The 14900-nt window shown below is 61.3% G+C and carries 15 protein-coding genes; 3 read left to right on the forward strand and 12 right to left on the reverse strand.

Features of this window, described 5'->3' with window-relative positions; genetic code table 11:
- Positions 1-45: 45 nt before the first annotated feature.
- Together VGG22_01620 and pepP are read right to left on the reverse strand one after the other, a co-directional pair.
- The gene (locus VGG22_01620; GenBank protein HEY1727060.1) at positions 46-894 is read right to left on the reverse strand and encodes a TIGR01777 family oxidoreductase; all 849 of its coding nucleotides are present in this window, start codon (positions 892-894) and stop codon (positions 46-48) included.
- Positions 891-2213 carry a Xaa-Pro aminopeptidase gene (gene pepP / locus VGG22_01625; protein HEY1727061.1) on the reverse strand — a complete coding sequence of 441 codons (1323 nt, stop codon included), beginning with the start codon at positions 2211-2213 and terminating at the stop codon, positions 891-893. The genes VGG22_01620 and pepP overlap by 4 nt, the downstream gene beginning before the upstream one ends.
- 37 nt (positions 2214-2250) lie before the next feature.
- Between pepP and VGG22_01630 the strand changes: the two genes are divergently transcribed.
- Positions 2251-3444 (forward strand): MFS transporter, encoded by a 1194-nt coding sequence (locus tag VGG22_01630; GenBank protein HEY1727062.1) that lies wholly within the window; start codon positions 2251-2253, stop codon positions 3442-3444.
- Here VGG22_01630 and VGG22_01635 read toward each other — a convergent pair.
- Positions 3383-4657 (reverse strand): FAD-binding oxidoreductase, encoded by a 1275-nt coding sequence (locus VGG22_01635; GenBank protein ID HEY1727063.1) that lies wholly within the window; start codon positions 4655-4657, stop codon positions 3383-3385. The genes VGG22_01630 and VGG22_01635 overlap by 62 nt on opposite strands.
- Positions 4644-6038, reverse strand: a complete 1395-nt coding sequence (locus tag VGG22_01640) for an FAD-linked oxidase C-terminal domain-containing protein (GenBank protein HEY1727064.1) — start codon at positions 6036-6038, stop codon at positions 4644-4646. The genes VGG22_01635 and VGG22_01640 overlap by 14 nt, the downstream gene beginning before the upstream one ends.
- Positions 6039-6089: 51 nt before the next feature.
- Between VGG22_01640 and VGG22_01645 the strand changes: the two genes are divergently transcribed.
- A complete protein-coding gene (locus VGG22_01645; GenBank protein ID HEY1727065.1) occupies positions 6090-6656 on the forward strand; it encodes a PilZ domain-containing protein in 567 nt (188 codons plus the stop codon).
- Here VGG22_01645 and VGG22_01650 read toward each other — a convergent pair.
- Genes VGG22_01650 through VGG22_01685 form a run of 8 tightly spaced genes read right to left on the reverse strand, consistent with a single transcriptional unit; the run spans position 6653 to position 13563 of the window.
- Positions 6653-7870 (reverse strand): DUF1343 domain-containing protein, encoded by a 1218-nt coding sequence (locus tag VGG22_01650; protein HEY1727066.1) that lies wholly within the window; start codon positions 7868-7870, stop codon positions 6653-6655. The genes VGG22_01645 and VGG22_01650 overlap by 4 nt on opposite strands.
- Positions 7867-8712: a 1,4-dihydroxy-6-naphthoate synthase gene (locus VGG22_01655; protein ID HEY1727067.1), complete on the reverse strand. Its 846-nt coding sequence runs from the start codon at positions 8710-8712 to the stop codon at positions 7867-7869. Before VGG22_01655 ends, VGG22_01650 begins: the two co-directional genes overlap by 4 nt.
- Complete coding sequence (gene mqnB / locus VGG22_01660; protein HEY1727068.1) at positions 8709-9320, reverse strand: futalosine hydrolase; 612 nt, start codon at positions 9318-9320, stop codon at positions 8709-8711. Before mqnB ends, VGG22_01655 begins: the two co-directional genes overlap by 4 nt.
- A complete protein-coding gene (locus VGG22_01665) occupies positions 9317-9898 on the reverse strand; it encodes a 7-carboxy-7-deazaguanine synthase QueE (protein ID HEY1727069.1) in 582 nt (193 codons plus the stop codon). Before VGG22_01665 ends, mqnB begins: the two co-directional genes overlap by 4 nt.
- Positions 9898-10260, reverse strand: coding sequence for a 6-carboxytetrahydropterin synthase QueD (queD, locus tag VGG22_01670; protein ID HEY1727070.1), 363 nt, complete (start codon positions 10258-10260; stop codon positions 9898-9900). The genes VGG22_01665 and queD overlap by 1 nt, the downstream gene beginning before the upstream one ends.
- A gap of 5 nt (positions 10261-10265) precedes the next feature.
- Positions 10266-11531 (reverse strand): dihydrolipoamide acetyltransferase family protein, encoded by a 1266-nt coding sequence (locus VGG22_01675; GenBank protein ID HEY1727071.1) that lies wholly within the window; start codon positions 11529-11531, stop codon positions 10266-10268.
- Complete coding sequence (locus tag VGG22_01680) at positions 11531-12532, reverse strand: alpha-ketoacid dehydrogenase subunit beta (protein HEY1727072.1); 1002 nt, start codon at positions 12530-12532, stop codon at positions 11531-11533. Before VGG22_01680 ends, VGG22_01675 begins: the two co-directional genes overlap by 1 nt.
- A complete protein-coding gene (locus tag VGG22_01685) occupies positions 12523-13563 on the reverse strand; it encodes a thiamine pyrophosphate-dependent dehydrogenase E1 component subunit alpha (protein ID HEY1727073.1) in 1041 nt (346 codons plus the stop codon). Before VGG22_01685 ends, VGG22_01680 begins: the two co-directional genes overlap by 10 nt.
- 99 nt (positions 13564-13662) lie before the next feature.
- On the opposite strand from VGG22_01685, the gene VGG22_01690 reads away from it, so the two are divergent.
- Positions 13663-14838 carry a M20 family metallopeptidase gene (locus VGG22_01690; GenBank protein ID HEY1727074.1) on the forward strand — a complete coding sequence of 392 codons (1176 nt, stop codon included), beginning with the start codon at positions 13663-13665 and terminating at the stop codon, positions 14836-14838.
- The last annotated feature ends 62 nt before the right edge of the window (positions 14839-14900 follow it).

Here is a 14900-nt window from a genome sequence, read left to right on the forward strand (position 1 = left end):
TACTTGTCGTGAACGCGATCGCGCGCGTCGGCTATATCCCCGCGTTCATCGCAACAGCGAACGTAATGCGGGTTCGAGATCAGGATATCGAAAGCGATATCCACTTGCCAGCGTGCGTTCCGGTAGCACGCGCTGCCCTTCGCTGAGGATCATCGCACCCTCACCGAACAAAGCCTTGAGCGCCAACTCGGGAACCGGAAAAACCGTCGGGCGCCGTAAGACCTCGCCGAGCACATGCGTGAACTCCGCGTTCGTCACGGGTTCGGGCGCGGTTGCATTGAGCGCGCCATCCGTGCCGTCGATCGCGTGGAGATAGGCATCGATCAAATCCTCAATGTGAATCCACGACATCCACTGCTTTCCGCTCGCGAGCTTCCCGCCTAAGCCGAAGCGAAAGGCGGGGAGCATCATGGGAAGCGCACCACCGTCCGGCCCCAACACCACGCCGGTTCGAACGATCGCAACTCGCATCCCGAGCTCGGTGGCGCGATTGGCCTCACGTTCCCAATCAAGACAGACGCGCGCGAGAAAATCCGTCCCCGGCGAGCTTGTCTCAATGAACGTTTCGGTGAGGCTCGTCCCGTAATAGCCGACCGCTGACGCGGAAACGTACGCAACCGGCTTTTTCTCGAGTTGTGCGATCCGTTCGAGAAGAGCGCGCGTCAGCTCGACGCGCGAGTACCGAATCGCTACCTTGTGCGAATTTGTCCAACGTTGAGCGACGGGGGCGCCGGCGAGGTTGATGACGACGTCGGCATGCGCGCAGGCGCGCGCCGCCGCGTCGAGGTTGCCCAGCGACGTGACCACGACGTCGTCACCACGTGCGCGCAACGCATCGATCAGATGCCGGCCGACGAAGCCCGTTCCGCCGGCTATCGTTAGATGAAGATTCAGGTTTTAGCGAGCTCTTTTGCGTCCGCGCCGACCAGCGCTTCGATTTCATCGATTTCTTTGGGAATGCCGGGCGTGAGATTTTCGGGACCGCTCGCGGTGCACAGGATGTCGTCCTCGATGCGTACGCCGATGCCCTTAAAGCGTTCGGGAACGTTGAGGTCTTCTTGCACGTAAAGGCCGGGTTCGACCGTCATAACCATACCGGGCTCGAGCTTGCGCCAGTGGTCGGCGTGATCGCGATAGCGGCCGACGTCATGGACGTCGAGGCCGATCCAGTGTCCCGTGTTGTGCGGATAGAAATCGCGGTACGTTTCGTTTTGAATCACTTCATCGAGCGAGCCTGAGAGTAACCCGATCTCAATGAGGCCTTCACTCAACACGCGAACCGCCGCATCGTGGTACGCCCGGAACGTTTTTCCGGGGCGAACCTCTTCGATGCCGGCTTTCTGCGCGGCGAGTACGATCTCATAGATCGCGCGTTGCTCCGCGGTGAAACGGCCGTTGACGGGCCACGTGCGCGTCACATCCGAAGCGTAGACGTCGAGCTCGGCGGCGGAGTCGATCAACACCAGCGTTCCGTCGCGAAGCTGTTCGCGATTCGTGTTGTAATGCAAGATTGTCGCATTCGAGCCGCCTGCGACGATCGACGTATAGGCGGTTGATTGCGCGCCGTTACGCATGTACGCGTACTCGATGACCGCCTCCAACTCGTACTCCCACATCCCCGGACGCGTCGCGCGCATTCCCGCAATGTGTCCCAGCCGTGTGATCGCTCCGGCGCTGCGCATCACCTCAATTTCGTCCTGCGACTTCCGTAAGCGCATTTCGTGTAAGACCGTTCCGGGCTCGAAAAATTCGATCGGTGCTTTGCCGCCGCGCCGTACGGCGTGGCGCGCTTCGGCGACCGCAGCGTGCACTTTGCGATCGAACGCTTCGTCGCGGCCGAAGCCGTACGCGAGCCGCTCCCAGCCGGTGAGCATCTCGCCCAACTTGTCATCGAGCTCGTCGATGGCGAAGGCCGCCTCAACGTTCAGTGCAGCCGGCGCATTTTCGATGCCAAGCCGCTTTCCCGTCCAGATCTCCATCTCGCGATCGCGCCGTCGCAAAAATAACGTGTCGCGCTGTTCGCGACCGGGCGCGATGATGAGGACCGCCTCGGGCTCCGTGAAGCCCGTTAGGTAGTAAAAATCCGAGTTTTGCCGGTATTCGTACTCGGCGTCGTTGTTGCGAATGTGATGAAGTGCAGCCGGTATGACGGCAATCGCCTCGTCGCCCAGCTTTTGGGCGACCGCATCCCGGCGGTTGCGGTAGATGCTCATGGGGGACTTGGGTTCGCCGGTCAGCGAAAGCGGCCCCGTGAAGAAGCGGGATTGGGACCGTCGCGGCCTACTGGTCATCGCCGCGAGTCACGGGACCAGCGACTTTTACGCCGGCTTCGTCCCGCTGATCGTGTACTACGTCGCGAGCCACAACGGGCTCTCGCCGATCTTTCAGGGCATCGTCGGTTTCATCTGGTATTTCACCAGCTCGATTGTGCAGCCGATCTTCGGCGCATACTCCGACCGCTACGGTCGTTGGTGGTTCCTACCGGCTGCAGTCGGCGTAACCACGCTCGGCGTGTCGCTCGCGGGTCTCGCAACCTCACCCGCATTGTTGATCGCGCTTGTGATCCTCGGCGGATTTGGTTCCGCGCTCATGCATCCGGAGGCGGGTCGCTATTCGTCGATGCTGAGCGGTTCGCACAAATCGACCGGCATGTCGATCTTCGTCATCGGCGGGCAAATCGGATATTCGATCGGACCTGCGTTCGCTGCGGTCGCGCTCGCGCACTGGCGTGGCGGCACGGTATGGCTTGCGATTCCAGGCATCTTCGCAGTAGCAGCCTTGTTCTGGGCGATGAGCAAAGTCGGCCCGCGCGCCGAGCGCCGTCATGAAGCCGCGCTCCATATCGACGCTCCGAAGGCTGATCCGTACGGCATCGGATTGTTGGTCGTCAGCACGGCGTTACGCAATCTCGTCAACTCGTCATTTATGATTTTCTTGCCCAATTTGCTGGTCGCGCGTGGACATTCACTCGTGGAAGCAGGTCAGATCGTCACGATGTTTTTGCTCGTGGGCGTGCTTGGAACGTATGCGGGGGGAATGCTGGCCGATCGTTTCGGTGCATTGTTCGTCTCGATTGCAACGCTTGTTGCTGCCGTGCCGTGTCTGCTTGGGTTCTTTGTTTTCGGAGGTCCTTTCGGACTGTTGGCACTTGTGGCGGGGAGCATTTTGCTGTCGGCAAATACCGGCCCGGGCGTTGCGCTCGTGCAAGCGATGCTGCCTCAGAATCTCGGAATGGCGCTTGGTCTCATGAACGGCGTCGCTTTCGGAATCGGCTCGGCGCTCGTTACCGGAGTCGGAGTGATCGTCGCGCGTGAGGGCCCGGGGCCCGCGCTCTCGCTCGTAAGCTTCGTTCCGCTCGTCTCCGCGGTCGCGTTTGCGCTGGTTAAATTCCGCCGAGAAAGCGGCCCGGCGCCAGCGTTGCACGCGGGTCGAACCGCGCCTTAAGATCGCGCATCACGTCGATTGCGGGAGGCAGCGTCCCCCACGCATCGATGTCGCCCTCAAGCGCCAATCCGCGCGCAAGCACCGTCGCATCGGGAAGCCGTGCGCGTAACGCGGCGACCGCATCGGAGAGCGTTCCACGCACCGCCAGTTGATCGAGCTTTCCATCGACGAAGACGCGCGCGATGAGGTCGCCGCAGCGCAGATCGACGATCGTGTCGAGCAGTGCAGCTGTCGGCGCGATCCCTTCGCGTGCCGCAGCCTCGCGTTTGAGTACGCCGTCCGGCAGACCGAGCGCGCGCAGCGTTACCGAACGTTCCGCAACGCTTGCGACGTACGCATCAATCGTGCGCGCGAACGTTTGGTGCGCGCCGGTGTCAATGATGCGCGTCTCGGGGACGCCCGCCGAGCCCAGCGCCGAACGAACGCTCCGCGTTGCGCGCTCGATCGCCGCGGCAGAACCCTCGAAGGCCAGCAGAATCGCGCCTTCCGCGCCGAGCTCGAAAGGCAATATTTCGCGAAATCCATCAATCAAAAGCGCAGCCGTAGGCTCGACGTCGAGGCCTTGTACGTTCGCTGCCGCGCGTGCGCGCGTGCCTTCGGGAAGCCGGGCGACCGTCAAGCGAAATGCAGCCGGCATCGGAAGAATCTTGAGATTTGCGCGCGTGATGACGCCGAGCGTTCCGAGCGAAGATACGTACAAACGCGACATGTCGTAACCGCTGACGTTCTTGACGACCATGCCGCCTGCGTGCGCGAGCGTTCCGTCGGCGAGTGCGGTCGTGGTTCCGATCAAGAGATCGCGCGGACGACCGTAGGTTGCGCGCCGCGGTCCGAGCCAACCGGCGGCCAACGTCCCGCCGAGCGTCGCGGCAGCCGCGCGCGGAGCGTCGAGCGGCACGAACTGACGGTGCTTTGCCAGCAACGATGCCAAGTGTCCGAGCGTCATGCCGGCGCCGGCGCCGATCGTCAGATCGCGATGATCGTAGACATGCACGCTATCGAGACGTAGCGTCGAGAGCGCGATCTCATAGTGACGTGGTGGATTACCGACGCCGAGCAACGTTCCGCCGCCGATCGGAACGACCGCATCGCCGGCTGCATCCGCCGCGCGAAGGATATCTGCTACTTCCTGTTCGTTCGTGGGCTCAACGACTCGAGTGGGCCGACGTCCGTCGATCTCGTAGACGTTTGCGCGTGCTTTAGCTCGCGGCACGAACTTCGTTGCAGGACGCGCTGCTCGGGAAGATCTTGTCCGGATTGAAGCGTCGCGCTGGATCGAACACGTCGCGGACGCGCCCCATCGTCGCGAGGTCGTCCGCGGAGAAGAGCAACCCAAGCGACTCGCGCTTCTCATAGCCGATGCCGTGCTCGCCCGAGATCGTGCCGCCGTGGTCGATGCACGTTTGTAGTATCTGGCTGCCGGCTTCGATTACGGCCTGAATATCGCGCGGACGGCTGCGATCGAACAGCAACAGCGGGTGCAAGTTACCGTCGCCGGCGTGAAAGACGTTGCCGACCTGGAGCTGATGATCGCGTACGATCTCTTCGACCTTACGCATGACCACCGGCAGCTTCGTGCGCGGTACGACGCAGTCTTGAATGTAGTAGTTGGGCGCGAGACGTCCGATCGCGCCGGCAGCGCCCTTGCGAGCGGCCCACAGCAGGTCGCGCTCGGCTTGGCTGCGCGCCGCGCGCCAGGAAAGTGCACCACAGGCTCGCACGACCTTGGCGATGGCAGCTTCGCTCGCGTCCATGTCATCGGCCAGGCCGGCGATCTCGACGAGCAGCACCGCTCCGGCGTCTTGGGGATAGCCGGCCTTAAAAGCGGCTTCGACGGCGCCGGTGATGACTTTGTCCATGATCTCCAGGGCAATCGGGACGATTCCGGCCCCGATTACTTGCGAAACGGCCTCACTTGCGCTCTCGACGTCGCCGAACGTCGCAACGCAAACGCGAACCGCCTCAGGCAGACGCGTCAGGCGCACGTCGATCGACGTCACGATTCCCAGAGTACCTTCGCTGCCCACCAAGACGCCGGCGAGATCGTAGCCCGGATCGTCCTGGTGGACGGTTACGACTTCACCGCGGCTATCGACGTATTCGAGCCCGACCACATGATTGGTCGTCGTGCCGTACGAGAGGCAATGCGGGCCGCCGGCGTTCGTTGCGATGTTTCCGCCGAGAGAAGAGACTTTCTGACTCGCGGGATCCGGTGCATAAAACAGTCCGTCGCGAGCGGTTGCGCGCGAAAGATCGAGATTGATGAGCCCGGGTTCGACTTTCGCGCGTCGATTGCGTGTATCAATTTCGAGAATGCGATTCATTCGGGCGAACGACACGACGATGCCGCCGTGTGTCGGCACGGCGCCGCCGCACAAGCCGGTTCCCGCGCCGCGCGCAACGATCGGCTCACCGCATTCAGCTGCGATCCGGACGACTTGCGTGACCTCACGCACATCTTTTGGAACGACTGCGGCACTGGGGAGCCGGTCCTCGCTATACGCGTCAAACGAATAGACGGCCAAATCTTCCGGCTCGGTGTGGACGGCGTCCGCCCCCAGTGCGTTAATTAATCGCTCGGCGAGCACGCTCACGCGCCCCCTTACGGAGGGCTGCGCGGATAGTCCTGGAAAGCGAGAACTCCGATGTTCAGGTTTGGTGGCGAGAGAAAGCGTACGGCTGGTGGCTCGGCTGAAAGCGCGGCGACAGTAGCGCGCGGCGGCGGACCAGCGGCCGCAGGCGGTCCCAACAATAAACGTACTGCGTTTCGCGCCGAAGTTGAGTTTCCGGTGTATTACGAAGTTGTTGGACGTCCTGGCGAACGCCGCGCGATGGCGAACGATCTTTCCGCCGGCGGTTTGCGCGTTCTGCTCGATGAGGATTTAGTTCGCGAGCAAGAGCTGCTTTTGCACTTTACGCTGCCGTGCGATTTTCTCGAGCATTTTCCGGAGTGGAAAGAAGTCTCTGAGGATACGCCCTTTGGGCCTCGCAAGAAGCGTGTTAAGAAGCCACCGCGCAAATTCAGCGAGATGCACGTCCGCGGAAAATCTCTGATTACGTTCTTCAATCTTCCGCGCGCGTTGTTCGTCCACGGCATACAGTTCGTCGACATAAGCGAAGGCACGATGGACGAGATCCAGCGCTTCGCGCACTACTTTCAGCTGAATCAGCTGCGAATCAAAACCGAACGCGACAAACGCGTTATTTACTAATACAGTAAGTACTTCGCGCGGAGCGTTTCGAACTGGGCGAGTCGCGGCTGCCATCCCGCGATGATGTCATCGGCAGATTTCCCGGCGAGCAAGCCTTCGCGAAGCGAATCCGTGCCCCAATCGCGATCGATGCCGGTCCTGCTTTGAATCGAGATGATGTTCGGTGCGATCTGATGTGCAGTGACGAGTAGCTCGACGGCAGTGCGCACGGCGAGAAACGCGTGCGGATCGGTGACTCCGAGAGCTACTCCGGTGAGCTGCTTCCCCGCCCAAAATCCGGAGGCCGGCACCCAAACGACGCCCTGAAAACTGACGCCAGGCAGATGGCGTGCATTCATCGCGTCGGCATAACGTTGTGCGTCGAGTTTATAGGCGCCGGCGTATTGAAACGGTTTTGGCGTTCCGGTCGCATTGTTCAGGCCGGCCGAAGCGACGAGACCGGTGCACGGATACAGCAGCGTCGTGTTCCACGACGGAATGTTCGGCGAACTCTGAATCCACGGGAGCTTCGTCGCATCCCAAAGCATCGTACGCTGCCAACCGCGCATCGGAATGACGCGCAGCTTTGCGTGAATTCCGAAGGCGCCATTGAACATCTGCGCCAGCTCGCCGACCGTCATGCCGTGCCGCATCGCGATCGGGTAGAGGCCGATGAACGATTTGTACTCGGGCTCGAGCACCGGACCTTCGACGACGGTACCGCCGATCGGATTGGGACGATCCAGAATCCAGATTTCTTTGCCGTGCTGTGCGGCCGCTTGCATGACATAGGCCATCGTCGAGATGAACGTGTACGCACGCGCACCGACGTCTTGAATGTCGAAGAGCAAAAGATCGATGCCGGAAAGCATTGCCGCGCTTGGATGCCGCGTCGCGCCGTACAGGCTGTAGACCGGCAGACCCGTTGATGGATCGGTATACGACGGTACATAGGCGCCGGCCGGCCGGTCGCCGCGTAACCCATGTTCGGGTGCGAACAGAGCTTTGACGCAGACCTGTGGATTGCGTCGCAAGGCGTCGACGATCGTTCCGTGATTCGACGTAACACCGGTTTGGTTGGTAACAATGCCGACGCATCGATTGCCGATCTCATGCCAGACGCCGTTCAGAAGGGCGTCGTCGCCGAGCACGACCTGTAGGTGCGATTGTGCCGCGGCTGCCCGCGGGGCGAGCGCGGCTGCCGCCGACGCTGCGAGGAATCCGCGCCGGTTCATCCGACGAATTCGGGCTTTACGTCCGTCGGGATCAAGCCCGCCGATGAAGCGCGCGCAAAGAGGGTATCGACAGCCGCCCGGCCCTCGTTACCGACGTCGTCGCTGAAGTCGTTGACGTAGAGTCCGATGTGCTTGCGCATGACGTCATCGGACATTTCGGTTGCGTGCGCCCGCACGTAGTCGATGATCGCGTCCTCGCGCTTCCGCGCGAACTGTAAGCTGCGGCGCACGGCCTCATCGACTTCAAGCGCCTCGTGGTCGCCGAGATCGCGTCGCGCCAGAATTGCGCCGAGCGGTATCGGGGTTCGCGTTTTTCCTTCCCACCATTCGCCGAGATCGACGATCGAGCGTAGCCCACGCACTTGATACGTAAATCGTGATTCGTGGATGATGAGGCCGGCGTCGACTTCGCCTTTCGCGACGGCGTCAACGATTTTATCGAAGCGCATCTCCGCGATTTGCGGAGTGCGCTCGAGCGCAAGCCGCACGAGCAAGAATGCGGTCGTCAGAATGCCCGGGATTGCGATTACCGCGTCGGGCGAAAGCTCCTCGAGCGTCGGCACGCTGCCGTCCGCGCGCGGTTTTGCAATCAAGAGTGGGCCGCAGCCGCGACCGAGTGCGCCACCCGCGCGCAAGATACGATAGCGGTCGAGCAGATACGGAATGGCACCGTAGCTGACTTTGGTAAGCGCGTACGCACCGCGTCGCGCGGCCGCGTTCAGGCCTTCGACGTCATCTAGAACGGCGTCGACCTTCGGAGCGTCTTTCAGCAAGCCGTTGGTAAGGGCCGCGAAGATGTACGTGTCGTTGGGACAAGGCGTGTACGCGAGTGAATAACTCATTTTTCTACAAACGTATCCAGGAAGCGATCCAGCAGCATCGCGACGGCACGCGCACCTGCATCGAAGTCCCAGCCCGCGCGCTCGCGCGCGCCGACGAGATTCGAGACGCCCCGCAACTCGAGGGCAGGTATTCCGGCCACCGCTGCAGAGCGCAACACTGCAAAACCTTCCATCGCTTCAACCTCGGCTTCGAATCGCTGTGCCAGACCCTCGGCACGGGCGTCACTCGTTGTAATCGTTGAGACCGTGATCGCGCTTCCGATGCGTGCACCGACGCGGGCGCACGCCTCGACAAGATCTTCGGCGCTGTCCGTTTTTTCTACGAGGCGTACGCCGCCGGGTAAGGGCGGCAGCGGGCTACCGTCTTCGAGTCCGAGCTCGGCGAGATGATCGGTCTCGATTGCAAATGCGTCGCCGACTGCGGCCCGTCCGCGAAAACCACCACCGATGCCGGCGTTGATCACGATGCTCGGCGCCGAAGTTGCGAGCGCGCGTGATGTTGCAGCCGCAGCCTCAACCGGACCAATACCCGTTACGAGCATCTCGACATGGTCGCGGGGCTTCCAGTGCCGCAGCTCTTGCGCAACGGCACAAACGACGAGGATCAACGAATGCCGATGAACTTGTGCGTCTGGAGCGATAGCCGGAAAAGATTCGGCTCCGCTTTAGCCGCTTCGACCGCAAGCTCGACATTCTCGGGCTTGTTGCCTTCGGGCTGGAGAAAGATCGGCGTCTCTGAGGCAAACTGTTCCGTCCATTCGCGCGGCACGCGACGGTCGACGATCAGTTTCGCTTCGTTTGCGCGCCGCGCCATACCGGAGTCGAGCCGCTCTTTCGGCGAGACAGTCAACCAGACATCGGATGGAAGATCGGCGTCGACCGGAATCGTACCGTTCGATTCAACGTGGACGCGTTTTCCGGCGGTCCGCAGTGCTGAAATCAGCGCAAGCGTCTCGCGCTGCGCAAACGGCTCGCCACCGGTGATCACCACCATCGGACAATCTCCGCCAATTTCTCGCACGCGGCCGACGACGTCATCGACCGATGAGAGGAACCTGAGCGCGTAATCAGTGTCGCAGAAACCGCAGGAAAGATTGCAGCCTGCGAGACGCACAAATACGGCCGGCGTTCCAGCATAACTGCCTTCGCCTTGCAAGCTGTAGAAGATCTCGACCATCTGCAGCATTAGAGATCGCCCCTTCGGAAAACGGCACACGCAGTCGCGGTTTCCCAGAGTACCAGCTCGGTGAGTCCGTCGAGTGACGGATCGAGGCGGCGCCAAATCCACATAATGATGTTTTCGCTCGTGGGATTCGGCATGAGCTCGTTTAGCGAAACGTGATCCAATTGATCGATGATCGTGACTTGCACGACGTTGTCGATCTCATCGAAGTCGATCACCATGCCTTGGCTCGGCCCGTCACTTTGAATCGAACCGTTGACGGCAACTTCGAGACGATACGAATGCCCGTGCAAACGCGAACATTTGCCGGGATGATGCGGGAGAACGTGCGCGGCTTCGAAATGGAACGATTTGCGGACTTGCACCGAGTTTAGAGCGTGCCGGCCGGACCCATCGCTTCGAGCCGCTTCTTGACGTCGGAAAGAAATGCGCTGGCGATGCCGCCGTCGACGACGCGATGATCGAGCGACAAGCAGACGTTCATGATCGAACGGATTGCAATGGCGTCGCCGGTCACGACGACCGGACGCTTTACGACCGCCTCCATCGTGATGATGCCGGCTTGTCCGGTTGGAAGAATCGGCGCCGACATGATCGACCCGTTTGCTCCGGTGTTGTTGACGGTGAACGTCCCGCCCGCGAGATCGTCGGCACCGAGCTGACCGCGCCGAGCGCGATCGATTAACGTACCGGCCGCAACGGCGAGACCTTTGACCGAAAGTTTGTCGGCATTGCGTACGACCGGAAGAATCAAATTGTCGGGGAGCGCGACCGCGATCGAGACGTTGATGTCTTTGTGGATCTTGATGCCGGTGTCGGCGAAGGAGGCATTCATCAGCGGATAGGCCGCGAGCGATCCAACGACGGCGCGCATGAAGAAGGGCAACAGCGTGAGCTTTTGACCGTTCTCACGCTCGAACGCGTCCTTCTCGCGCGTGCGCCACGTCCACAGATTCGAAACGTCGACCTCGACCATCGTCCACGCATGCGGCGCTGTATGGCGCGACTCGACCATGCGCTGCGCGATGATCTTGCGCGCCTGCGTCAGCGGGATCGTCGTTCCCGGAATTGGATTCGTGTAGGAGGAGCGACCGTCGCTGGGGACTGCTTGCGTACGCGCCGGCGCAGCTGACGCCGCGGCGCCGCCACGCGAGGCTTCCAATATATCTTGCGCCGTGATGCGTCCGTTCGCGCCGGTTCCGCGGATGCGCGTCACGTCGACGTTGTGTTCGCGCGCGAGTTTGCGCACTGCCGGCGAGACGCCACGCAGGGACGTATCGGCACGCGAAACGCCGTTCGTCTTCGATGCGCTTGCGGCCGGAGCAGCGGCGGTGTGAACGGCAGCCGCGGGCGCTGCCATGATCGCATCCGCGACCGGCTCCGCATTCGCGGGTGCGCCGGCTTCCTCGATGACGGCGATTGCCGCCCCGGTCGGAACGGTCTCACCCTCTTGAACGATGATCTCGCGCAGGATGCCGCTCACGGGCGCGGGGACTTCAGCGTTGACTTTGTCGGTCGAGACTTCGACGAACGCTTCGTATTTTTCGATGCGGTCGCCGGGCTTCTTGAGCCATTGCGCAACCGTGCCTTCCGTAACGGTCTCACCGAGCTGAGGCATCTTGATCGTCGTCGGCATCAGAAGTTCACGAGTTCTCGCATCGCTTCACGCATCCGTTCGGGTGAGATCATGAACTCCTCTTCGAGCGTGATCGCGTAGCCCATTGCAGGAACGTCGGGACCGCACAGACGTTTGATCGGCGCGTCCAAATCGAAGAGTGCCTCTTCGGCGACCATCGCCGCGATCTCGGCGCCGATGCCGCCGAACTTGTTGTCCTCGTGAATGATGAGAAGCTTGCGCGTCTTCCGTACGCTCTCCAAAATCGTTTCGCGATCCATAGGCCGGATCGAACGCAGGTCGATCACCTCGACCGATACGTCTTCGGTTTCGAGCTGACGCGCCGCGTCGAGGGCCTGATGCACGTACAGTCCGTACGAGACGACCGTCAGTTGCGAGCCTTCCTTCTTAACGTCGGCCTTGCCGATCGGTAGAACGAAGTGGCCTTCAGGGACCGGACCCTTGACGAGGCGATACGTCTTCTTGTGTTCGAGGAACAGCACCGGATCGGGGTCCTCGATCGCTGCGGTCAGCAGACCTTTGATGTCGGCCGGCGTCGAGGGCGCGAGAATTTTCAGGCCGGGGACGTGATAGAACAGCGCTTCGATCGAGACGGAGTGCGAGAGCGCGCCGCGGACGCCGCCGCCGTAAGGCGTGCGGATCACGAGCGGACACGTGTAGTCGCCATTACTGCGGTAGCGCGTCTTCGCAGCCTCACCAACGATCTGATTGAACGCCGGGTAGATGAAGTCGGCGAATTGAATCTCGGCGATGGGGCGCAATCCTTCCATTGCCATGCCGATCGCAACGCCGACGATTGAGGCTTCGGCCAGCGGTGTATCGATGATGCGCTTCGGACCGAACTCTTCAAGGAAGCCTTTGGTGATCAGAAAGACGTTGCCGCGCGCGCCGACGTCTTCGCCCATAATGAGGACGCGCTCGTCGTTCACCAAAGCGTCGTGCAGCGCTTCGCGCACGGCTTCAACGTTATTCATCTCGCGCGTTTGCGTTGCTATTGCCACGGCTCGTAGTCTCCCGCGTACACTTGCTTGTAGAGATCCGAGGGCTCTGGAAGCGGCATCGCTTCGGCCCGGTCGGTCGCATCGTTCGTTTCCTCGAGAATCTCGCGACGTAACGACTCGATCTTCGCTTCATCGACGACTCGGTTTGCGAGCAAGATGGCTTCGTAGGTCGCGATGGGATCGCGCTTGCGCAGCTCTTGCACGATCTCGCGCGAACGATAGGTACGATCGTCGTCATCGGTCGAGTGCGAGAGAAAGCGCGCGCATTTGGCTTCGAGTAGCGTCGGGCCGCCGCCGGTCCGCGCGCGGTCGAGCGCGCGCTTGACGGCGTCATAGCTGATCAGCGGATCCATTCCGTCGAAAGTTTCGCCCGGGATGCCGTACGCGACGGCTTTTTGCGCCACGTCTTTGACGTGCATCTGCTGCGACTGCGGGACCGAAATCGCAATCCCGTTGTTCTGGCAGAGAAAGACAATCGGCAAGTTGTGGATCGACGCGAAGTTGATCGATTCGTGCCATTCGCCTTCACTCGTTCCACCTTCGCCAAACGTCACGAGCACTGCGCGTCCCGTTTCACCGCGATACGTGAACGCGTAGGCCGCTCCGACGGCATGCGGAATGTGTGCCGAGATAATCGAGGAGATGTTCATGATCCCGAGATCGTGATTTCCGAAATGATTCGGGAACTGGCGTCCGCCCGAACGATCCGCACCGCGCGCAAACATGGAAAGCAGCAAATCGAGAATGGGATAGCCGATGCCGAGGACGAGACCGAGATCGCGATAATACGGAACGAAAATGTCTTTACCGCGCGTAAATGCCAACGCAGCGCCGGCTTGGACCGCTTCGTGTCCCTCACTGCCCAGCGCGAACGGCACCTTGCCTTGCCGGTTGAGTTGAAAGCCGCGATTGTCAACAATCCGCTGCATCAACATGTTGCGCAAGATCGTGATCAACTGTTCGTCCGACAGTCCGAAGCGCTCGAACGTCGTCGCGCCGGAACCCGTCTGCGGCCTCAGCGCTCGCGCCATCCAACCTCCCTCAGATTCTGGCCTTTCATTCCCGGCGGCTCCCTTCTATAGACGTGTCGTACCCCCCGCACCGACCCCCTGCGGGGCGCTACGCTCGGGATGACAAATGAGGATGGCATGCTGCTCGATCGTCCGCAAGTCTCCGAAGAACTCGTCCAGGTCCGCCGGCATCTCCACATGTATCCCGAGCTCTCGCTCGTGGAACACGACACCGCAAAATATCTCGAGGAGCATCTTCGTAAGATGCGTCTTGACGATCTGCGGACGGGAATCGGAAAGACCGGACTACTAGGGACGCTCAAGGGCGGCAAACCTGGTCCGGTGACGCTGCTGCGTGCCGATATCGACGCACTTCCGGTTACCGAGCTCGGCGAGGCGCCGTATCGCTCGAAGAACGTCGGCAAAATGCACGCGTGTGGGCACGACGGACACATGTCGATCTTGCTCAACGCTGCCAAGACGCTGGCCGAGCGTCGCGCCGAGGTTCCGGGGACGCTCGTCTTTTGTTTTCAGCCCGGTGAAGAAGGCGCAGCCGGTAACAAGCTGATGATCGACGATGGAGCACTCGAGAATCCGCACGTCGACCGAACGTTCGCGCTTCATTTGTATACCGGACTCGACGTCGGAAAAATCGGCGTGCGCGATGGTGCGTTTTTTGCGTCGGCCGACGAATTTACGCTGCATATCCGCGGAAAAGGCGGCCACGGCGGAATGCCGCAGACCACGCACGATCCGATCGCGGCGGCCGGTTACTTCATCACGATGGTCCAGACGCTGGTGAGCCGCGAGATCGCTCCGAAAGATGCCGTGGTCGTAACCGTCGGGCACATCGAAGCCGGGACGACGTTCAACGTGATTCCCGATGAAGTCATGTTACGCGGAACGGTGCGAACCTTCGATCCGGAGATCCGCAAGAGCATGCCCGAGCGCATCGAGCGCATTGCCAAAGGCGTTGGTGACGCAATGCGCGTGCAGCCATCGATGGATTATCGCTTTAACTATCCCCCGACGGTAAATGACAAGGCAATGAACGACGTCGTGCGCGGGGTTGGCCGCAAGACGCTCGGCGCCGAGAACGTCATCGAGCACGACCTTGTCAGCTGGGCCGAAGACATGTCGTTCATGCAAGAGCAGCGGCCGGGGGCGTACTTCATTGTCGGCGCGCGCGGCGACGAACGGACGGCCTTCCCGCACCACTCGGCGCGCTTCGACATCGACGAGCGGGCCCTCGAGGTTGGTTATCAGATGATGGTGGCGCTCGGCCTTCGGGGCTAAGTCGTAGCGCCGGGCCAGCGCGTTACGTTAAAATGTATACAAATTCGACAATTGTCGATTGA

It is taken from the genome of Candidatus Baltobacteraceae bacterium, from assembly GCA_036489885.1.
Classification (GTDB): Bacteria; Vulcanimicrobiota; Vulcanimicrobiia; order Vulcanimicrobiales; family Vulcanimicrobiaceae; genus JAFAMS01.